General features: G+C 61.8%; 18 protein-coding genes and 5 tRNA genes. 1 reads left to right on the top strand and 22 read right to left on the bottom strand.

Annotation, left to right across the window (positions count from 1 at the left end):
- Positions 1-6 precede the first annotated feature (6 nt).
- From mgtE to alaS, 9 genes are all read right to left on the bottom strand, one after another.
- The gene (gene mgtE, locus ACLEJU_RS23540; protein ID WP_103446435.1) at positions 7-1449 is read right to left on the bottom strand and encodes a magnesium transporter; all 1443 of its coding nucleotides are present in this window, start codon (positions 1447-1449) and stop codon (positions 7-9) included.
- A gap of 377 nt (positions 1450-1826) precedes the next feature.
- Positions 1827-1903 (bottom strand) — tRNA-Arg (locus ACLEJU_RS23535).
- Positions 1904-1973: 70 nt separating this feature from the next.
- Positions 1974-2050: transfer RNA gene (locus ACLEJU_RS23530), tRNA-Arg, on the bottom strand.
- 71 nt (positions 2051-2121) lie between these two features.
- Positions 2122-2198 (bottom strand) — tRNA-Arg (locus tag ACLEJU_RS23525).
- A gap of 73 nt (positions 2199-2271) precedes the next feature.
- Positions 2272-2348 (bottom strand) — tRNA-Arg (locus ACLEJU_RS23520).
- A gap of 105 nt (positions 2349-2453) precedes the next feature.
- Positions 2454-2544: transfer RNA gene (locus tag ACLEJU_RS23515), tRNA-Ser, on the bottom strand.
- A 72-nt stretch (positions 2545-2616) separates the two neighbouring features.
- Entirely contained in the window at positions 2617-2805 is a 189-nt protein-coding gene (gene csrA / locus ACLEJU_RS23510; protein ID WP_003254503.1) for a carbon storage regulator CsrA, read from the bottom strand.
- Between the two features lie 165 nt (positions 2806-2970).
- The gene (locus ACLEJU_RS23505; RefSeq protein WP_027921100.1) at positions 2971-4206 is read right to left on the bottom strand and encodes an aspartate kinase; all 1236 of its coding nucleotides are present in this window, start codon (positions 4204-4206) and stop codon (positions 2971-2973) included.
- An 85-nt stretch (positions 4207-4291) separates the two neighbouring features.
- Complete coding sequence (alaS, locus tag ACLEJU_RS23500; RefSeq protein ID WP_435425231.1) at positions 4292-6916, bottom strand: alanine--tRNA ligase; 2625 nt, start codon at positions 6914-6916, stop codon at positions 4292-4294.
- Between the two features lie 263 nt (positions 6917-7179).
- On the opposite strand from alaS, the gene ACLEJU_RS23495 reads away from it, so the two are divergent.
- Positions 7180-8463 (top strand): M91 family zinc metallopeptidase, encoded by a 1284-nt coding sequence (locus tag ACLEJU_RS23495; protein WP_435425232.1) that lies wholly within the window; start codon positions 7180-7182, stop codon positions 8461-8463.
- An 18-nt stretch (positions 8464-8481) separates the two neighbouring features.
- Here the strand turns inward: ACLEJU_RS23495 and astE are convergent, their stop codons facing one another.
- The 13 genes from astE to ACLEJU_RS23430 form a co-directional block, all read right to left on the bottom strand.
- The gene (gene astE, locus ACLEJU_RS23490; RefSeq protein WP_435425233.1) at positions 8482-9489 is read right to left on the bottom strand and encodes a succinylglutamate desuccinylase; all 1008 of its coding nucleotides are present in this window, start codon (positions 9487-9489) and stop codon (positions 8482-8484) included.
- Positions 9490-9499: 10 nt separating this feature from the next.
- Positions 9500-9790, bottom strand: coding sequence for a hypothetical protein (locus ACLEJU_RS23485; RefSeq protein ID WP_027921097.1), 291 nt, complete (start codon positions 9788-9790; stop codon positions 9500-9502).
- 14 nt (positions 9791-9804) lie between these two features.
- Positions 9805-11154, bottom strand: a complete 1350-nt coding sequence (gene astB / locus ACLEJU_RS23480) for an N-succinylarginine dihydrolase (RefSeq protein ID WP_435425234.1) — start codon at positions 11152-11154, stop codon at positions 9805-9807.
- Positions 11155-11177: 23 nt separating this feature from the next.
- Positions 11178-12641 (bottom strand): succinylglutamate-semialdehyde dehydrogenase, encoded by a 1464-nt coding sequence (gene astD, locus ACLEJU_RS23475; protein ID WP_435425235.1) that lies wholly within the window; start codon positions 12639-12641, stop codon positions 11178-11180.
- Positions 12642-13670, bottom strand: coding sequence for an arginine N-succinyltransferase (astA, locus tag ACLEJU_RS23470; protein ID WP_435425236.1), 1029 nt, complete (start codon positions 13668-13670; stop codon positions 12642-12644).
- Between the two features lie 66 nt (positions 13671-13736).
- Positions 13737-14756, bottom strand: coding sequence for an arginine/ornithine succinyltransferase subunit alpha (gene aruF / locus ACLEJU_RS23465; protein ID WP_435425237.1), 1020 nt, complete (start codon positions 14754-14756; stop codon positions 13737-13739).
- Positions 14757-14893: 137 nt separating this feature from the next.
- Positions 14894-16114: an aspartate aminotransferase family protein gene (locus ACLEJU_RS23460; protein ID WP_435425238.1), complete on the bottom strand. Its 1221-nt coding sequence runs from the start codon at positions 16112-16114 to the stop codon at positions 14894-14896.
- 342 nt (positions 16115-16456) lie between these two features.
- The gene (gene argR, locus ACLEJU_RS23455; RefSeq protein ID WP_435425239.1) at positions 16457-17437 is read right to left on the bottom strand and encodes a transcriptional regulator ArgR; all 981 of its coding nucleotides are present in this window, start codon (positions 17435-17437) and stop codon (positions 16457-16459) included.
- Positions 17438-17537: 100 nt separating this feature from the next.
- Positions 17538-18302 (bottom strand): ABC transporter ATP-binding protein, encoded by a 765-nt coding sequence (locus tag ACLEJU_RS23450; RefSeq protein WP_176509051.1) that lies wholly within the window; start codon positions 18300-18302, stop codon positions 17538-17540.
- A gap of 22 nt (positions 18303-18324) precedes the next feature.
- Positions 18325-19023, bottom strand: a complete 699-nt coding sequence (locus ACLEJU_RS23445; RefSeq protein ID WP_435425240.1) for an ABC transporter permease — start codon at positions 19021-19023, stop codon at positions 18325-18327.
- Positions 19020-19709, bottom strand: coding sequence for an ABC transporter permease (locus ACLEJU_RS23440; RefSeq protein WP_027921088.1), 690 nt, complete (start codon positions 19707-19709; stop codon positions 19020-19022). The genes ACLEJU_RS23445 and ACLEJU_RS23440 overlap by 4 nt, the downstream gene beginning before the upstream one ends.
- 91 nt (positions 19710-19800) lie before the next feature.
- A complete protein-coding gene (locus tag ACLEJU_RS23435) occupies positions 19801-20586 on the bottom strand; it encodes an ABC transporter substrate-binding protein (protein ID WP_103446424.1) in 786 nt (261 codons plus the stop codon).
- Between the two features lie 484 nt (positions 20587-21070).
- A partial coding sequence (locus ACLEJU_RS23430; RefSeq protein WP_440776753.1) for a hypothetical protein occupies positions 21071-21191 on the bottom strand: 121 nt, incomplete at its 5' end.

Below are 21191 nucleotides of genomic sequence, written 5' to 3'. Positions count from 1 at the left end.
TCCGTCTCAGAGCAGGAACAGTGTGGCCAGGCCCAGGAAGATGAAGAAGCCACCACTGTCGGTAACAGCCGTGATCATCACGCTGGCACCCATCGCCGGGTCACGCCCCAGGCGGGCCAGGGTCATTGGAATCAGCACACCCATCAACGCCGCCAACAACAGGTTCAAGGTCATCGCCGCGGTCATTACCACGCCCAATGACCAGCTGCCATACAGCCAGAACGCCACCGCACCAATCACCCCGCCCCACACAAGGCCGTTGATCAGCGACACTGCCAATTCCTTGCGCATCAAGCGACTGGTATTGCCCGGCGATACCTGGTCCAGCGCCATGGCGCGGACGATCATGGTGATGGTCTGGTTACCTGAGTTGCCACCAATACCGGCAACGATCGGCATCAGCGCAGCCAACGCTACCAGTTTTTCAATCGAACCCTCGAACAGGCCGATCACGCGCGAAGCAACGAAGGCGGTAATGAGGTTGATTGCCAGCCATGCCCAACGGTTGCGGAACGAGCGCCAGACCGAGGCGAAGATGTCTTCCTCCTCGCGCAGACCCGCCATGTTGAGCACTTCGCTCTCGCTCTCCTCACGGATCAGGTCGACCATCTCGTCAATGGTCAGACGGCCAATCAGGCGCTCGGCCTTGTCGACTACCGGCGCCGATACCAAGTCATAACGCTCGAAGGCTTGCGCTGCATCGTAGGCATCTTCCTCGGGCTGGAACGATACCGGGTCGGTCGCCATGACCTCCGCTACCTTCTTCTCCGGGTCGTTGACCAGCAGGCGCTTGATAGGCAGCACGCCCTTGAGAATGCCTTCATAGTCGACCACGAACAACTTGTCGGTATGGTTGGGCAGCTCTTTCAGGCGGCGCAGGTAACGCAGTACCACTTCCAGGCTGACGTCTTCGCGGATGGTGACCATCTCGAAGTCCATCAGCGCACCGACCTGCTCCTCGTCGTAGCTCAGCGCCGAGCGCACACGCTCGCGCTGCTGGGCATCGAGGCTTTCCATCAGCTCGTGCACGACATCGCGTGGAAGCTCTGGCGCCAGGTCGGCCAGTTCGTCAGCATCCATTTCCTTGGCGGCAGCCAGGATCTCGTGATCGTCCATGTCGGCGATCAGCGATTGACGAACAGAGTCGGAAACTTCGAGGAGGATGTCGCCGTCACGATCCGAGCGCACCAGCTGCCAGACCGTCAGGCGGTCTTGCAGGGGCAAGGCTTCGAGGATGTAGGCGACGTCGGCAGGGTGCAGGTCGTCCAGCTTGCGTTGCAGGTCGACCAGGTTCTGGCGGTGGACAAGGTTTTCCACCAGGTCATTGTGCTGACCTTCCTGACGGTGGGTCAGGTCTTCTACCACACGTTGGCGCTGCAACAGTTCGACCACCTGGGCCAGGCGATCCTGCAGGCTTTCTTGCGCTTTTTTTACTTCTACTTCAGTCATAGGCGAACTCCACTCCCAGCAGCGGAGCACGCCGGGAGAATCAATCAGTCAGATCTAGCTGTATGAAACTTGTTAAGGAGTAACTACTGGGTAAGTCCATGGTGGTTTTCCACAAGCCCCGGCGGGGCTGACGGGCGCAATCATACACTGCCTAAGCTGTCAGATCGCTTAAAATTTTGGCCAGAACAATCGTTTGCGCGATAAAGCTGGGACAACGCTCGAAGCCATCAGTGCGACGGCGGGCGGGCAATAAAAAACACATCCGCCGCGCAAAAGTCTGTCGGGCGGATTACTGTGCAGTCTAGTCAGGCATCACTGACAAAGCAGTGAAATAGAAAACAAAAAGCCCGCTCAATTGAGCGGGCTTCTTGATTGTATGGTGGACTCAGCAGGATTCGAACCTGCGACCGCTCGGTTCGTAGCCGAGTACTCTATCCAGCTGAGCTATGAGTCCGTGGTGGTAGTTTTAGACCAGATTACCACTGGTGGTTGAAGCGTCTTTGCAAGCAGAGCCACTTCAAAAGTGGTGGACTCAGCAGGATTCGAACCTGCGACCGCTCGGTTCGTAGCCGAGTACTCTATCCAGCTGAGCTATGAGTCCGTGGTTGGCAGTTTCAAACCAGATACCGCTGGCGGGTGAAGCGACTTTGCAAGCAGAGCCACTTCAAAAAGTGGCGGACTCAGCAGGATTCGAACCTGCGACCGCTCGGTTCGTAGCCGAGTACTCTATCCAGCTGAGCTATGAGTCCGCGATTGGTATTTTTAGACCAGGTTACCACTGGTTGATTTGAAGCAGCCTTGCAAACAAAGCCACTTCAAAAGTGGTGGACTCAGCAGGATTCGAACCTGCGACCGCTCGGTTCGTAGCCGAGTACTCTATCCAGCTGAGCTATGAGTCCAGTCTTGCCGCGCATGATAGTTCGCTGAAACATTTTTGCAAGAACTTTTTCGTTTAACTTCAACGACTTAGCGTTCCTACCGGTTACAGCGCCCTACGCAAATAATGGCGGTGAAGGGGGGATTCGAACCCCCGATACCCTTATGAGGTATACTCCCTTAGCAGGGGAGCGCCTTCGGCCACTCGGCCACCTCACCGCAACACGAGGCGAATATTAAAGAACCTCTTTCACCTTTGCAACCCTTTTTTTGAAAAAAACTTCAAAAAAATTAAAGGCTTGGCTCTTCATCCTTCTCCTTCTTGATCCGCAGGTAGATTTCCTCGCGGTGAACAGCCACTTCTTTAGGGGCGCTGACACCAATACGCACCTGGTTGCCTTTGACGCCGAGCACCGTCACGGTGATCTCGCCGTCTCCAATGATCAGGCTCTCGGCGCACCGACGAGTCAGAATCAACATAGCTTTCTCCTTACGCAAAACATTCAGGGATTTCAGTCTTGGGATGTCAGGCCAGTCGTGGACGACGACACACAGCCTGGATGATCGCCCCGCCGGCAGGACAGGGCCTGCGTGGCGACCAGAAACGCGAAGGGCGCGGCCAAGCCGCGCCCTCCGGGCAACGCGTTACTCGCCCTGTCGGGCAGGAGCGTCGAGTTCGAACGCGGTGTGCAGCGCGCGTACGGCCAACTCCAGGTACTTCTCTTCAATGACCACCGAGACCTTGATTTCGGAGGTGGAGATCATCTGGATATTGATGCTCTCTTTGGCCAGGGCTTCGAACATGCGGCTGGCAACGCCCGCGTGGGAGCGCATGCCGACGCCGACGATCGACACCTTGGCGATCTTGGTGTCGCCGATCACTTCACGGGCACCGATTTCACGTGCGGTGTTTTCCAGCACGCTGTAGGCCTTCTCGTACTCGTTGCGGTGTACGGTGAAGGTGAAGTCGGTGGTGTTATCGTGCGAAACGTTCTGCACGATCATGTCCACTTCGATGTTCGAAGCGCTGATCGGGCCGAGGATCTTGAAGGCAACGCCCGGGGTGTCCGGTACGCCACGAATGGTCAGCTTGGCCTCATCACGGTTGAAGGCGATACCGGAAATGATCGGCTGTTCCATGGATTCCTCTTCATCAATGGTAATGAGGGTACCTGGACCCTCCTTGAAGCTGTGCAGCACGCGCAGCGGAACGTTGTACTTGCCGGCGAACTCCACCGAACGGATCTGCAGCACCTTGGAACCGAGGCTGGCCATTTCCAGCATCTCTTCGAAGGTGATCTTCTCCAGGCGACGGGCCTGTGGCACGACACGTGGGTCGGTGGTGTAGACGCCATCGACGTCGGTGTAGATCTGGCACTCGTCAGCCTTCAGCGCAGCCGCCAGGGCCACGCCGGTGGTGTCGGAGCCACCACGGCCGAGGGTGGTGATGCTGCCGTGCTCGTCGACGCCCTGGAAACCGGCCACCACGACCACGCGACCTTCCTTGAGGTCGGCACGGATCTTCTGATCGTCGATCTGCAGGATGCGCGCCTTGTTGTGCGCGCTGTCGGTGAGGATGCGTACCTGGTTGCCGGTGTAGGATACCGCTGGCACACCACGCTTGATCAAGGCCATGGTCAGCAGGGCGATGGTGACCTGCTCACCGGTCGACACGATCACATCCAGTTCACGCGGAACCGGCTGATCGGTGATCTGCTTTGCCAGATCGATCAGGCGATTGGTTTCACCGCTCATGGCCGACAGCACAACCACCAGGTCGTCGCCCGCTTCACGGTGTTTCTTGACCTTTTCGGCTACCTGCTCGATCCGCTCGATGGAACCGACAGAGGTGCCGCCAAATTTCTGTACGATCAACGCCATTTCAATGGTGCCTCAGCCCGTACCGGGCCTCAAAAAAACCATCCAACATGAAGGGGCGGATGACTAGACCACCCGCCCCTTCATCTCAAAGTCCCTGCTCTGCGAACGGCACGGCCAGCGCCAGGGCCTGGTCCAGTGCAGCGACGTCGACGCCACCACCCTGAGCCATGTCCGGACGGCCACCGCCCTTGCCACCCACTGCCGCAGCGGCTTGTTTCATCAGGTCACCAGCCTTGAGTTGGCTGGAGAGGTCTTTGGTCACGCCGGCCACCAACACGACCTTGCCCTCATGCTCGCTGCCCAGCAGGATCACTGCGTGGCCGAGCTTGTTCTTCAGCTGATCGACCAGCGCCAGCAGTGCCTTGCCATCCTGCCCATCCAGGCGGGCGGCAAGCACCTTGGCACCCTTGACCTCAACGGCCGCATTGGAGAGATCGTCCCCGGCGGCGCTGGCGGCCTTGGCCTGCAGCTGCTCGAGCTGCTTTTCCAGCTGGCGGTTGCGCTCGAGCACAGCCGACAGCTTGTCGATCAGGTTGTCACGGTTGCCCTTGACCAGCTGCGCGGCTTCCTTGACCTGCTCTTCGGCAGCGTTCAGGTAGGCCAGTGCAGCGGCGCCGGTCACCGCTTCGATACGGCGTACGCCCGAGGCCACGCCGCCTTCGCTGATGATCTTGAACAGGCTGATATCGCCGGTGCGCTTGGCGTGGATACCGCCGCACAGCTCGACAGAGAAATCCCCGCCCATGCTCAGCACGCGCACGGTATCACCGTACTTCTCGCCGAACAGGGCCATGGCACCCTTGGCCTTGGCGGTTTCGATATCGGTCAGCTCGGTTTCAACCGGGGTGTTCTTGCGTACTTCACGGTTGACGATGTCTTCCAGAGCCTTGATCTGTTCCGGCTTCACCGCTTCGAAGTGGCTGAAGTCGAAACGCAGGCGCTGGCTGTCGACCAGCGAGCCCTTCTGTTGCACGTGCTCGCCCAGTACCTGGCGCAGCGCTTCGTGCAGCAGGTGAGTGGCCGAGTGGTTAAGCGAGGTGGCGTGCTGCACCTCGGCATCGACCTTGGCCTCGACCGGCGAACCGATGACCAGCGCTCCGCTGGCTACCACGCCGTGGTGCAGGAAGGCACCACCGGTCTTGGTGGTGTCGCGCACGTCGAAGCGTGCGGCGCCGGCCTGCAGGAAGCCGCTGTCGCCGACCTGGCCACCGGATTCAGCGTAGAACGGGGTGCGGTCGAGGACCACGACGCCCTGCTCGCCTTCGCCCAGCTGGTCGACGGCCTGGCCGTCCTTGTACAGGGCGATGATCTTGCCCTGGCCTTCGGTGGCGTCATAACCGAGGAACTCGGTGGCGCTGTCGACCTTGACCAGGCTGTTGTAGTCCATGCCGAAGCTGCTGGCGGAGCGCGCACGCTCGCGCTGGGCTTCCATCTCGCGCTCGAAGCCGGCTTCGTCGATGGTCAGCTCGCGCTCGCGGGCGATGTCGGCGGTCAGGTCCATCGGGAAGCCATAGGTGTCGTACAGCTTGAACACCACGTCGCCCGGGACCACATCGCCCTCGAGCTGGGCCAGGTCCTGCTCGAGGATGCGCAGACCCTGCTCCAGGGTCTTGGCGAACTGCTCCTCTTCAGCCTTGAGCACGCGCTCGATGTGCGCCTGCTGGCTCTGCAGCTCTGGGAAGGCCTCGCCCATCTCGGCGGCCAGGGCGGCGACGATCTGGTAGAAGAAGCTGCCCTTGGCGCCCAGCTTGTTGCCGTGACGGCAAGCGCGGCGAATGATGCGACGCAGCACATAGCCACGGCCTTCGTTGGACGGCAATACGCCGTCGGCAATCAGGAAGCCGCAGGAACGGATGTGGTCGGCCACCACTTTCAGCGAAGCCTGGCCGTCGTTGCTGCAACCGATGGCCTTGGCCGCGGCGGACAGCAGGTTCTGGAACAGGTCGATCTCGTAGTTCGAGTGCACGTGCTGCATGACCGCACTGATGCGCTCCAGGCCCATGCCGGTGTCCACCGACGGCGCTGGCAGCGGGTGCAGCACGCCGTCGGCGGTGCGATTGAACTGCATGAAGACGTTGTTCCAGATCTCGATGTAGCGGTCGCCGTCTTCTTCCGGCGAACCGGGTGGGCCGCCCCAGATGTCGGCGCCGTGGTCGTAGAAGATCTCGGTGCACGGGCCGCAAGGGCCGGTGTCGCCCATGGTCCAGAAGTTGTCGGAGGCGTACGGGGCGCCTTTGTTGTCGCCGATGCGCACCATGCGCTCGGCCGGCACGCCGACTTCCTTGGTCCAGATGTCGTAGGCTTCGTCGTCAGAAGCGTAGACGGTGACCCAGAGCTTTTCCTTGGGCAGGTTCAGCCACTTGTCCGAGGTCAGGAAGGTCCAGGCGAAGGTGATCGCGTCGCGCTTGAAATAGTCACCGAAGCTGAAGTTGCCCAGCATTTCGAAGAAGGTGTGGTGACGCGCGGTGTAGCCGACGTTTTCCAGGTCGTTGTGCTTGCCACCGGCACGCACGCACTTCTGGCTGCTGACAGCGCGGGTGTAGGCACGCTTCTCGGCACCGAGGAAGCAGTCCTTGAACTGGTTCATGCCAGCGTTGGTGAACAGCAGGGTCGGGTCGTTGTTCGGGATCAGCGAACTGGAGGCGACTCGGGTATGGCCCTGCTCTTCGAAGAAGCGAAGGAAGGCTTCACGGATTTCTGCGCTTTTCATAGGTTCTTCCACGGAAACGGCGGCCGTTTGGGCTAATACGTCGGATCGACGAAACGACGGCAAAGGGCGCCATTATAGCCAGCCTGAACGGGAGATACAGTGTGTTTGTACACCAGAACAGCAATCAATGGATGAAAAGCCTTTCATCCACAGACCAAGGCTATCGATGACGCTCGGTCAACAGCACTGACGGTAGATATGCAACACCTGAAAATGCGCCGCTTCAGCATGCTGCAGCCTCATCTTCGATCCAGGAGCGCATCATGAGCGACCCAGACCTGTCCAAACTCCATTCAGACCCGCACCCGCTGCCGTATTCGGGCACTCACGCCAATCCAAGCCCGATCTACTATATCGATGCACGCAAGCCAGGTTATGCACAAACCGCGTTCAATAACAACGAGCTATACCCACAGCAGCAAAACGAGGTGAAGTACATCCAGGCCGACGAAAATGTGCGCATCACCTTCGAAAGCACATTCCCCTTGGGGCGAGGCTACCGGCGCCTGGCACAAACCAGCGAACTGCTGGTTTTCAACCTGCCGCCCCGCAAGCGAGACAACACACCGCAGCCCGGCAATCGTGTGCATATCGCCGCGCGCGACTGCCTGCTGGAAGTCACCATCAATAACGCAACATTCATGGTCGCGCCCCACAGTGCGCCAGCGGTTGCCATTCGCGCTATCGACGGTCACAACCACATCACCATCGCTCCAACCGTAGAAAAGACCGTGCTGATCGACATGCTGGGGGGCGATAACCAGATCCAGACCGGTGCGGGCATTGTCCACGTTGACTTCCACAGGGGCACGCAGCGCATTGACGCAGGTATCGGCCCGGTACTTGTCGATAAGGGCCAAGCCTTTGTCAACGTCAACGGGCATCGCTTGCTTGGCCAGGAACTTTCCAGGCTCAACCTTTATCGCAATGCCGACAACGACGAGCAATTGCTGGCCCCTGTACCGCAGGAATATCAGGCGCTAGGCAACCTTGGTGTACGTGTACGTGGCGACGACGGTTTTCGGCAAGCAACAGAGGATGCGCTGCAGCTATTGCGCAAACTGCCTTGCGGTCAGCTTCTGCTGGCAGCCCTGGACAAGGAAGTCGCACGTACCGGTCACCCGATCACCATCACTGAAGGCGCCAGGCATCAATATACGTCCTACACAGCAAGCGACTACGAAGATGATGAAGATGACGGCCACTTCATCCGCAATGAAGATTTGAGCGGCTGGGGACGCAGTGGTGGCGATCTGGTGTACAACCCAGCATGGTCGACAGCAGCACAACTGCCACTATTGGACCTGTATCGCTGCCTGTGCCAAGGCTGGAACTCAATGTCGGGAACTGTATTTCCGGGGCAGACGCAGATTCATGGCGATAAAGGCAACTATGCGGTGGATAACCTGCTGTTGCAGAGCATCGGGCTAGCAACCAATCGCCGCTTCAAGTTCGGTAATCCTACAGTCGACAATACCAACCCGCCCGCCTTCACCGAAAACGGCTTACGCCAGGCGCTGCGCCTGGAGCCACGCAACCTGCCATAACTTTGGCCCTCATGCCCCTCAGCCCAGAAGCTGGCCCGAGTCAGGCACGATCAATATCCCCGCCCTGAGGCCATTCTTGACCCTGGGGTTGGGGAAGATGATCCGCGCGCCCTCCTCCTCGACCACCCAGCGCATCTCGGCCAGGTCCTCGGCCAGCAGGTAACCCTTGCTCAGCTCGGAAAAGTTCTCGATGTCCGCCGGCAGGTGCAGGTGGAAGCTGTCGCTGTGCTTGATGATCTCGCGGGCGACACTGAACAGCTTTAGGCCATCCAGCGAGCCGTCGATCTCGGGCTCGGTATCCTCGATGATGTGGATCAGGCGCTCTTCGAGCTTGTCGAGGTTGACCTGCTCGTTCTGCCCGAACGGTCGCGCCTTGCCCAGCTCCAGGGTGAATGCCTCGGCATCCAGCTGTTCGTAGGTGAAGGCACTGAAGGTGATCGACGATTTGCTCTGCAGCAGCACCGCCTCCATGCCGGCAGCAGCCAGGCGGGCCAGCTCGCGACGGGAATGCTTGCGCCCCTCTTTATAGGGGTACAGGGCGAACTGCTCGATCTTCGAACCACGGATCGCAGTGTGCAGGTCGTAATGCAGACGGGTGCGCTCAGGCTTGCTGAAGAACACCCGGGCGAACTGCTCGAGCTCAGCCGCACGCAATGCCTCGAAGCCACTGGACAGCTCGTGACGACCGTTGAACAACCGGTTGATGTCCTGCTCGACGAAGCGCTCACCCTTGCGGATGGCGACCGGGTTGCCGAACAGGAACAGAATCCGCGCACGCGGCTTGATCTTGCCGTTGGCCACGCCATGCAGCAGCCGTTCGAGCAGTTCGATCGGTGCCGTCTCATTGCCGTGGATACCGGCAGAGAGCAGTAGGTCCAGCCCACAATCCTCGCCTTCGGGCGGACGCACTTCCAGTGCACCTTCCCCCAGCCAGCGCAACCGCACGCCCTTGGGTGTCACTTGAGTCTTCTCGGCCGGCTCGTGATCGGTCAGGGTCAGCTCGAGCAATTTGCCAAGGGCGAGCATAGGCGCTTCCTTAGTGGTGGTGGCCGCAGTCGGGGCCATGGACGTGATCGTCATCTTCGCCGACTTCCGCCGGTTCCATTTCCAGCTGCAGGCTGACCAGGTTGGTGGCCATCGGGCGCAGCAGCAGGTTGGCGTATTCAGCATCGCCTTCCTCGACATCCACGCCGATCAGCAGCTGGCCACGGCCGTCCTGCTGAACCCACACTTCCTTGCCTTGCCAGACGATGGCAAAACGGGTGCAGGAGGTTTCCAGCTGGGTGCCGTCTACATCTTCGAGGATCAGGCGCAGGGCGTCGGTCATTGCAAATTCTCTCTTCAAGGTTGGCGTTGGAACGGGTACACCGAGCCCAACTTCAGGATCTGGGTCAATTCATCCAGTGCGGTACGGCACTCCAGCAGCAGCTGCGGGTCGGCAAGGTCAGCTTCGCCAAGGCGATCGCGGTAATGCTTGTCGACCCACTGCACCAGAGTGTCGTACAGCGGGACGGTCATGATAACGCCTGGATTGACCGCCGCCAGTTCCGATTCCTTCAATGCCACGCGCAAACGCAGGCAAGCCGGGCCACCGCCGTTCTGCATGCTCTGCTTGAGGTCGAATACCTTGACCTCCTTCACCGCGCCGCCCTGGGCGGTCAACTGGCTCAGATAAGCCCAGACCCGCTCGTTGTTGCGGCACTCTTCCGGGACCACCAGCAGCATCGAGCCATCGTCACGGCTGAGCAGCTGGCTGTTGAACAGGTAGGAGCGCACTGCATCCTCTACCGTCACCGCCACACGTGGCACACGGATGGCCTGGAAGTTACCACCCTTGCTGGCCAGTTTAGCCTGCAGTTGGCCAAGCACCGCGTCGGTCTCGAGGAATGCGTCCTCGTGGTAGAACAGCACTTCACCGTTGCCGACCGAAATCACGTCGTTGTGGAACACACCCTGGTCAATCACTGCCGGATTCTGTTGAGCGTAGACTACACCGTCATCGCTCAGGCCGTGCAGCCTGGCCACGGCCTGGGAGGCCTCCAGGGTCTGCCGCGCCGGGTACTTCTGCGGTGCGGGGTAGCGGCTGTCGAAGGCACTGCGGCCATAGACGAAAAACTCCACCCCGGCCTCGCCGTACTCGCGGCAGAAGCGCGTATGGTTGGCCGCGCCCTCGTCACCGAACTGTGCCACGGCTGGCAGGGCTTCGTGGTGGGCAAAGTGTTTCTCGTTGTTGAACATCGCCGCCAGCACGCGGCTGGTGGTCGGGTGCTCGATGCTGCGGTGGTACTTGCAGTTGAGGTTGGCGGCGGTGAAGTGCACGCGGCCATCGGCGGTGTCGGCGCTCGGGCTGACGGTGGCGGCGTTGGCCACCCACATGCTCGAGGCCGAGCAGCTGGCGACCAGCAGTGGCATGGCCTCCTTGGCGGCACGCTGGATCACTTCGGCATCACTGCCGCTGAAGCCCAGGCGGCGCAGGGCGGCCACGTCCGGGCGCTCCTGCGGTGCCAGTACGCCCTGCTTGAAGCCCATGTCGGCCAGCGCCTTCATCTTGGCCAGGCCCTGGCGCGCCGCTTCCCGCGGGTTGGACCCTTGCTGGCTGTTGCTCTGCGAAGCCACGTTACCGTAGGACAGGCCGCCGTAGTTGTGGGTAGGCCCCACCAGGCCATCAAAATTCACTTCATAGGATTTCATCGGCTAGGCTCCGTGACCTGTTGTTATAGGGTGACGCCCGGCGTCAGGGTCGCCGGCAAGGCAAGGCTGGCGGTCTCCAGCGAAGCCACGGGGTACGCGCAGTAATCGGCTGCATAGTAGGCGCTGGCGCGGTGGTTGCCACTGGCGCCCACGCCACCGAAAGGCGCGCTGCTGGCGGCGCCGGTCAGCTGCTTGTTCCAGTTGACGATACCGGCGCGACTGCGCAGCCAGAAGTACTGGTAGCGCGCACGGGAATCGGACAACAGGCCGGCGGCCAGGCCGTACTGGGTGTTGTTGGCCTCGTCGATGGCGGCATCGAAGTCGGCGTAGCGGATCACCTGCAGCAGCGGGCCGAAGAACTCTTCGTCCGGGCGATCGGCCACGGCAGTGACATCGAGAATGCCGGGTGTCAGCAGCGCGGCGTCGGCCTGGGGCTGGGTCATGGCCAGCAGCTTCACGGCACCCTTGGCCAGCAGCTCGGCCTGGGCCGCGATCAGTGCCTGCGCTGCCTGCAACGAGATCACCGAGCCCATGAACGGCGCCGGCTGCTGGTCGAAGGCACCGACGGTAATGCTCCGGCACACCTCGACCAGCCGCGCAACCAGCGCATCGCCCCAGGCGCCCTGTGGCACCAGCAGACGGCGGGCACAGGTGCAGCGCTGGCCGGCAGAAATGAATGCCGACTGGATGATGGTGTACACCGCGGCGTCGAGGTCCTTGACCTCATCCACCACCAGCGGGTTGTTGCCGCCCATTTCCAAGGCGAGGATCTTGTCCGGGCGGCCGGCGAACTGTTGGTGCAGCAGGTTGCCGGTGCGGCTGGAGCCGGTAAAGAACAGGCCGTCGATACCTGGATTGGCGGCCAGCGCCACACCGGTTTCACGGGCGCCCTGAACCAGGTTGAGCACACCAGCTGGCAGGCCGGCGGCGATCCAGCAGTTGACCGTCAGCTCGGCAACCTTGGGGGTCAGCTCGCTGGGCTTGAACACCACGCAGTTGCCAGCCAGCAGTGCAGGCACGATATGGCCATTGGGCAAATGGCCGGGGAAGTTGTAAGGGCCGAACACCGCCACCACGCCATGGGGCTTGTGCCGCAGCACGGCCGTGGCATCGGCCAGCGGGCCGCTCTTCTCGCCGGTACGCTCGCGGTAGCTCTGCACCGAGATCGCCACTTTGTTGACCATGCTGGTCACTTCCGTGGCCGACTCCCACAGCGGCTTGCCGGTTTCCTCACCGATGCAGTGAGCCAGCGCCTCGGCATGCTGCTTCAGTTGCTCGGCGAACTTCTCTAGCACGTCAATACGCGCCTCCAGGCTCAGCTGCGCCCAGGCCGGGAATGCCTGGCGTGCCGCCTTGACAGCGGCGTCAACCTGGCCGGCATCGGCGCCCTGCCCTTGCCAGACAACGGCCTGGCTCACCGGATTGAGCGACTGCAGGGCTTCGCCCTGGCCAGCCAGCCAGTTGCCTGCGATGTAATGCGTGGTCATTTACTGGGCCTCCCGGCTTGCCGACAGCGGCACGGCGCGTACGTTGTCGCCGGCGCCCATGCGCAGTCGCTTGGCGGTCTGTGGGTCGACCACCAGGGTGCCTGCAGCCAGACGCGCAGGCGCTGCGGTAATACGGCAGTCGTCGCGCTTGCGGTTGTGGATGATGTAAGGGGTCGCGTCATCGCCCGGCGTGCCCACGGCCAGCACGAGGGTCTCGCTCTCGCGCACGGCGCGAATCTTCGACGTCTCGCATTCGATGGCGGGGCCTGCGTCGAAGATGTCGACGTAACCCTGATAGCTGAAGCCTTCCTGCTTGAGCATCGCCAGCGCAGGCTCGGTGTCGGTGTGCACGCGGCCAATGACATCGCGCGCTGCCTCGGACAGGAAGCAGGTGTACAGCGGGAACTTGGGCATCAGCTCGGCAATGAACGACTTGTTGCCTACGCCCGTGAGGTAGTCGGCCTGGCTGAACTCCATCTTGAAGAAGTGCCGCCCCAGGCTTTCCCAGAACGGCGAACGGCCTTGCTCATCGGACATGCCGCGCATTTCAGCGATGATCTTGTTGCCGAAAAGTTCTGGAAACTCGGCAATGAACAGCATGCGTGCACGCGACAGCAGGCGACCGTTGAGCCCGGAACGGTAATCGCTGCGCAGGAACAGCGAGCACAGCTCGGAGTTGCCGGTCAGGTCGTTGGCCAGGAACAGCGTGGGGATTTCGCGGTAGATCTTCAGCTCCTGGGAGGCGCTGACGGTGAGGCCGACCCGGTAGTTGTACCAAGGTTCACGCAGGCCCACGGCCCCGGCGATGGCGCTGATGCCGACCACCAGGCCTTCATCGTTCTCCAGCACGAACAGGTAATCGGTGTCGCCGCGCTCGGCTTCGCCACGGAAGCTCTTTTCGGCCCAGCCGACGCGGTGGCCAAGGCGCTCCTCGTTGGCCGGCAGGGTGGTCAGCCCGGTGGTGCCGGTGCTGCGGGCCAATTCGATCAGCGCGGGTAAATCGCTGCTGCGTACAGGACGAACGATCATGCTATCTCCTTGTGCGGTGGCCAGTGCCTGCCGCGAAACTCATTGTTCCGGCTTGCGTGCCGTGGCTCAGGCGGCGACCAGACGCACGCTGGCACCTTCACCGACGCCCAGGGCCTCGGCCGCCTGGCTGCTCAGGCTGACCGGCTTGCCCGGCACCCAGTCCAACTCCAGCAGCACCGCGCGGTAGTCCTGCAACTGGCCGTTGCACACCAGGTATGGGCGCCCGCCCTTGACCGGCGCGTCGTCCACCTTGACCGGCACCACGCGGCTCTGGGCAATCGAGCGAATGCCCGAGGCACGCGCATGCAGGGTCGGGCCACCGTCGAAGATGTCGATGTAGTGCTCGGTCTCGAAGCCTTCGCGCATGAGGATGTCGAAGGTGATCTGCGCCCGCGGGTGGACCTGGCCCATGGCTTCCTGCGCTTCATCGGGCAGCAGCGGCACGTAGATCGGGTAATGCGGCATCAGCTCGGCGAGGAAGGTGCGGCTCTTCAGGCCGCACAGGCGCTCGGCGTGGGCGTAGTTGAGGTCGAAGAAGTTACGGCCGATGGCATCCCAGAACGGCGACTCGCCCTGCTCGTCGCTGTAGCCGACGATTTCGGTGACCACCGAATCGGCGAAGCGCTCCGGGTGCGAGGCCATGAACAGCAGGCGGCCACGGGAGTTGAGTTCGGCCCAGCCGCTGTTCACCAGTTCCGGCAGCACATAGAAGCTGGTCAGCAGGCTGTTGCCGGTGAGGTCGTGGCACAGCGAAAGGACATGGATCTTGTTGTGGATCCTCAGCTCGCGCGAAGCGTGCACGAAGGTCTCGTTGCGGAAACTGTAGAACGGCTCGGAGTAGCCGGCCGAGGCGACGATGGCAGAGCAGCCGGCGAGCTGGCCGGTGTCGCTGTCCTCGAGCACGAAGAAGTAGCTCTCTTCACCGTTGAAGCTCACTTCAGCGGCGAAAGAAGTTTCCGAGGCGGCAATCTTGTCGCCCAGGCGGGCGGCATCGTCCGGCAGCGAGGTGACACCAACGGGGCTGTCGGCAGCCATGCGCTGCACTTCGTTCAGATCAGCCATTTGCGCGGGGCGCATCACCAGCATGGTGTCACTCCTTTGGGAAAACGGGCCATTCAGGACGGCACGGAAAAACGGCGGGCGCATCAGCACCCGCACTGGAATTCGGGGTTCACCCCCCGGCGCCGCGAAGCGCCCGGGACGGTGAACGGACCGCAGGCCGATCAGCCCTTGGTCAGTTGCGCCACGGCGCGCTCGAAGCGGTCCAGGCCTTCGTCGATGTCGGCATCTTCGACCACCAGGCTTGGGGCGAAGCGGACCACGTCAGGGCCGGCCTGCAGCACCATCACGCTTTGTTTTTCAGCGGCGTTGAGCACGTCCTTGGCCTTGCCCTGCCAGGCTTCGGTCAGCACACAGCCGATCAGCAGGCCGACGCCACGCACCTGGCTGAACAGGCCGTACTGCTGGCCGATCTTTTCCAGGCGGGACTTGAAGCGCTCGTGCTTGGCCTTGATGCCAGCCAGGGTTTCCGGGGTGTTGACCACATCCAGTACTGCACAGGCGACGGCACAGCCCAGCGGGTTGCCGCCGTAGGTGGTGCCGTGAGTGCCGACGGCCAGGTGCTTGGCGATGTCGGTGGTGGTCAGCATGGCGCCAATCGGGAAACCGCCGCCCAGGCTCTTGGCGCTGGTCAGGATGTCCGGGGTCACGCCGTAGTGCTGGTAGGCATACAGCGAGCCAGTGCGGCCGACGCCGGTCTGCACTTCGTCGAAGATCAGCAGGGCGTTGTGCTCGTCGCACAGCTTGCGCGCGCCTTCCAGGTAGGCCTTGTCGGCCGGCACCACACCGCTCTCGCCTTGGATCGGCTCGATCACCACAGCGCAGGTCTTGTCCGAAATCTGTGCCTTCAGCGCTTCCAGGTCGTTGTAGGGCACGTGGCTGATGCCGGTGATCTTCGGGCCGAAGCCGTCGGAGTACTTTGGCTGGCCACCGACGCTGACGGTGAACAGGGTGCGGCCGTGGAAGCTGTTCACGGTCGCGATGATCTCGTGCTTCTCAGGGCCGAAACGATCGTGGGCGACGCGGCGGGCTAGCTTGAAGGCAGCCTCGTTGGACTCGGCGCCGGAGTTGCAGAAGAACGCACGGTCGGCAAAGGTGGCGTCGACCAGCTTGTGCGCCAGGCGCAGGGCCGGCTCGTTGGTGAAGACGTTGGAAACGTGCCAGAGGGTGTTGGCCTGTTCGGTCAGGGCCTTGACCAGTGCCGGATGGCAGTGGCCCAGGGCGTTCACCGCGATGCCGCCGGCAAAGTCGATGAGCTCGCGACCCGACTGGTCCCAGACGCGGGAACCCTCGCCTCGCACAGGAATGAAGGCCGCCGGAGAATAGTTGGGAACCATGACCTGGTCGAAATCGGCACGTTGCACCGGGGCTTGCTCAACGGACATCTGAGTCTCCTGAAGAGGAACGCTGGCCTGGAAGTGGCGAGCGATGGGGGGATTGTAAGGACTGATCCGCGCCTGTCCTTGCGGCCAAGCGACAACTTGTTACAGCGCAAAACCCAGTTTTACCAAGGCTTTCGGCAATGCGACAAACACTGTCGCAATCGCGCAGTGTACGGGAGAGAGGGAGCTGGGTGAACGGGTGTGCACATTAAGAAGAGGGGCAGCCTGTTCCGGCCTTTTCGCGGGTAAACCCGCTCCCACAGGACCTGTGCAGGGCTTGAAGCTTGTGCGGTCCCTGTGGGAGCGGGTTCACCCGCGAAAGGGCCGGTACAGGCGACAGAAATTTCAGCCTTTTTCAGCCGGTGCCGAGCTCAATTCGAACGGGCTGCTGCTGCGCCGCTGGTTACGATCTTCCCGCGGCGTAGCGCCGAAGAAGTTGCGATAGGCGCTGGAAAAATGCGGCCCCGAGGAGAATCCACAGGACAACCCGATCTGGATGATCGACTTGCTGGTCTGCATCAGCATCTGCCGCGCCTTGTTCAGGCGCAGCTCCAGGTAGTACTGGCTCGGCACACGATTCAGGTACTGCTTGAAGATCCGCTCCAGCTGCCGGCGCGACACGCAGACATGCTGGGCGATTTCGTCGGTGGTCAGCGGCTCTTCGATGTTCGCTTCCATCAACAGCACGGCCTGGGTCAGCTTCGGATGGCTCGAGCCAAGGCGGTTCTGCAGCGGAATACGCTGACGCTCGCCACCCTCGCGAATACGCTCGACCACCAGTTCCTCGGACACTGCCCCGGCAAGCTCCGCCCCATGATCGCGACCCAGCACCGCCAGCAGCAGGTCGGTAACGGCCATGCCACCACAGGCGGTCAGGCGGTCACGGTCCCAGTCGAACAAGTGGCTGGTGGCGATCACCTTGGGGAAGCGCTCGGCAAAGTCGTCCTGCCAGCGCCAATGCACCGCAGCGCGATAACCATCGAGCAAACCGAGCATGGCCAGCGGGTACACCCCGGCGGACAGGCCGCCGATCATGCAACCACTGCGCGCCAGCTGCTTGAGCGCCGTCGACAGCGCCGAGCCCACCGCCTGGGGCAAATCGTCAGCCAGCAGGAACAGCTTGTGGCAACCTTCCAGGCGCCCGCTCCACGGCTCGCCCGGCAGGCGCCAGGCGCCCTCCTCGGCAGGTTCCGCCTGGAGGAAGGCGATCTCGTAGACCACCTCCGGATGCACCCGCTGGGCCACCTGCAACACTTCCTCCGCCAGCGCCAGGGTCAAAGGCTTGGTGCTTGGCCAGATGAGAAAACCGATTCGCTGGGTGGTCATAGGGTACGGTCCGAAACCTGGGTTCGTTCGAGTCTGTGGCGCCGGGTCAGGCTGCGCTCGCTGCGCAGCATGCCCTATTCTGGTGCAAAGGTGCAGCGTTTTACTTCAAGCTGCCGGAAAGGAACTGCTTGAGCCGCTCCGATTGCGGGTTGGCCAGCACTTCACGCGGGCAACCGGTTTCTTCGACCAGGCCTTTGTGCAGGAACACCAGCTGGTTCGACACTTCGCGGGCAAAGCCCATTTCGTGCGTCACCACCACCATGGTGCGGCCTTCCTGGGCCAGGGCCTGCATGACCTTGAGCACATCGCCCACCAGCTCGGGGTCGAGCGCCGAGGTCGGTTCGTCGAACAGCATGACCTCTGGCTCCATGGCCAGGGCACGGGCAATTGCCACACGTTGCTGCTCACCACCGGACATGTGGCCCGGGAAAGCATCCTTGCGGTGCGCCACACCAACCTTGGCCAGGTAGTGCTCGGCCTTCTCCAGGGCTTCTTTCTTGTTCACCCCCAGCACGTGCACCGGGGCTTCGATGATGTTCTCCAGTGCAGTCATGTGCGACCACAGGTTGAAATGCTGGAACACCATCGACAGGCGCGAGCGCATGCGCTGCAGCTGGCGCGGGTCGGAGGCCTTGAGCGCGCCGTCCTTGCCAGGTACCAGCTTGAGCTCTTCGTTGTTGAGCAGGATCTTGCCTGCGTGGGGCTGCTCGAGCAGGTTGATGCAGCGCAGGAAGGTCGACTTGCCCGAACCGCTGGAGCCGATGATGCTGATCACGTCGCCTGCCTTGGCCGCCAGGGACACGCCCTTGAGCACTTCATGGCTGCCGTAGCGCTTGTGCAGGTCTTGGACTTCGAGTTTGTACATGCTGTCGGTTCTCACAGAGCGTTCAGTGCTTGCGCGGCGCCAGGTAGCCGAGCCAGCGGCGTTCGGCCATCTTGAACAGGCGCACGAGGATGAAGGTCAGGCACAGGTAGAACACGCCCGCCGTGATGTAGGCCTCAAAAGGCAGGTAGTACTGGGCATTGACCGTGCGTGCGGCACCGGTGATGTCGATCAGGGTGACGATCGACGCCAGGCTGGTGGTCTGCAGCATCATGATCACTTCGTTGCTGTACTGCGGCAGCGCCCGGCGCAGGGCCGATGGCAGCAGGATGCGGCGGTACATCTTCATGCGCGACATGCCCATGGCCTTGGCCGCCTCGATCTCGCCATGGGGCGTGGCCTTGAGGCTGCCGGCGATGATTTCCGCGGTGTAGGCGCTGGTATTGATGGCGAAGGCCAGGCAGGCGCAGAAGGTTGCGCTGGACAGCCACGGCCAGAAGATGCTCTCGCGCACCGCCTCGAACTGGGCCAGGCCGTAGTAGATCAGGAACAGCTGCACCAGCATCGGCGTGCCGCGGATGATGTAGGTGTACAGCCAGGCGCCCATGTTCACCAGCGGCTGCTTGGAAACGCGCATCAGGCCCAGCGGAATGGCCGCCAACAGGCCAAACAGCAGCGACAGCGCCAGCAGCTTGAGGGTGGTCAGCAGGCCGCCAAGATACAGCGGCATGGCCTCCCAGACGACGTTGTAGTCGAAAATCATAGTTCAGCCACCTTGACGCCTACCGAGTAGCGGCGCTCCAGATACTTCAGCGCCAGCAGTGAAATACTGGTGATCACCAAGTACAGCGCGGCCACGGCCAGGAAGAAGGTGAAAGGCTCGCGGGTGGCGTCGGCCGCCTGCTTGGCCTTGAACATCATGTCCTGCAGACCGACCACCGAAATCAGCGCCGTGGCCTTGGTCAACACCAGCCAGTTGTTGGTGAAGCCCGGGATGGCCAGGCGGATCATCTGCGGCACCTGGATGCGGAAGAACACCTGGCGCGCGCTCATGCCATAGGCCACGCCGGCTTCGGCCTGGCCCTTGGGGATACCGAGGAACGCACCACGGAAGGTTTCCGACAGGTACGCACCGAAAATGAAGCCCAGCGTGCCGATACCGGCCACCAGCGGGTTCAGGTCGATGTAATCGTCATAGCCGAGCAGCGGTGCCACCCGGTTGATGATGTCCTGGCCGCCGTAGAAGATCAGCAGGATCAGGACCAGGTCGGGGATGCCACGAATCACCGTGGAATACAGATCCCCCAGCCAGGCCAGCCAGCGCACCGGCGACAAACGCAGCGCCACGCCGATCAGGCCGAGGACGATGGCCAGGGCCATCGACGACAGGGCGAGCTGTAGCGTCAGCCACGCCCCGTCGAGGATGACTGCCCCATAGCCTTTCAACATGATTGGGATTCCTCAGGGCTTGGGAATGAAAAATGGTGCAAACCTCAGAGCCTCTGCTGTTTGCACCATTGCACAGGTGAAACCCGACGTCTTAGTTCGAGTCTGGACCGTAGATATCGAAGTTGAAGTACTTCTTCTCGATTTCTTTGTACTTGCCGTTGGCGCGGATGGCGTCGATGGCCTTGTTGATGCGCTCGCGGTTGGCGTCGTCGCCCTTGCGCACGGCGATGCCGACGCCGTCACCAAAGTACTTCACGTCGGTGAACGATGGGCCGACGAAGGCAAAGCCCTTGCCGGCGTCGGTTTTCAGGAAGCCGTCTTCGAGCAGGGTGGCGTCGGCCACGGTACCGTCCAGGCGGCCGGCGGCAACGTCGAGGTAAATTTCGTTCTGGGTGCCGTATGGAACGACGGTGGCGCCCTTAGGAGCCAGCACTTCCTTGGCGAAGCGGTCGTGGATCGAGCCGCGCTGCACGCCGATCTTCTTGCCTTTGAGCTCGTCGAGGCTGTCGCTGACGGTGGTACCGTCCTTCATGACCAGGCGGGCCGGGGTCAAGTAGTAGCGCTTGGTGAAGTCGACCGACTTCTTGCGATCATCAGTGATCGACATGGACGACAGGATGGCGTCGATCTTGCGCACTTTCAGCGCCGGGATCAGGCCGTCGAACTCTTGCTCGACCCAGGTGCACTTGGCCTTCATCTCTTCACACAGGGCGTTGCCGATGTCGTAGTCGAAACCGGCGATGCTGCCGTCCGGCTGCTTGAAGGCGAACGGTGGGTAAGCGGCTTCGATGCCGATCTTCAACGGTTTTTCATCGGCCTGCGATACCAGGGAAAACACGGAAAGCGCCAGGGCGCCAAGCAGTGCGAGCTTCTTCATCAGGTAACTCCATCGGTACGGGGCAATACGAGGCAGGGGTAACAGCTGCCCGATATGCGAATGGGTACAACGCGAGCCGCGCAGGGTTCGACCAAGGTCGCAGACCACGAGCGAGTGAGTGGCATTTTAACGACAGCCCGGTAGTCGATATTTCTTCAAAGCGACAACTACTTACAGAAGCGCTTGAAATCGCGGCGGGCGATGTTGACAGCTTTTGCAAAACATGCAAGAGCTCGAGAGAAATAACCTGTAAGCCAAGCAATTACCGGGCCTATTATTGGCAAACCCTTGCAATACGGCAAGTGTAGCGTTCCACCTTGCTGAAAATGCCCACGCCAGCGCACCGAAACGGCTCGGATCTGTTTCCGAGCGCCCCGATCCTGTGCGAAATCGGTGACAGAAGAGTTACCGATGATTGTCGGGTAACAGTAAAGCAAAAAACCCCGCCGGTTGCCCGGGCGGGGTTTTACACACGCGAGGCCTATCAGGCCGAAGCCAGGCTCATCGCCTTGTGGGTATCGATCAGGTGCTGCACCACGCCCGGGTCGGCCAGGGTCGAGATGTCACCCAGGGCATCGTACTCGGCGGTGGCGATCTTGCGCAGG

The organism is Pseudomonas sp. SMN11 (assembly GCF_052041945.1).
GTDB lineage: Bacteria > Pseudomonadota > Gammaproteobacteria > Pseudomonadales > Pseudomonadaceae > Aquipseudomonas.
This window is presented reverse-complemented; position numbering and strand designations above follow the sequence as displayed.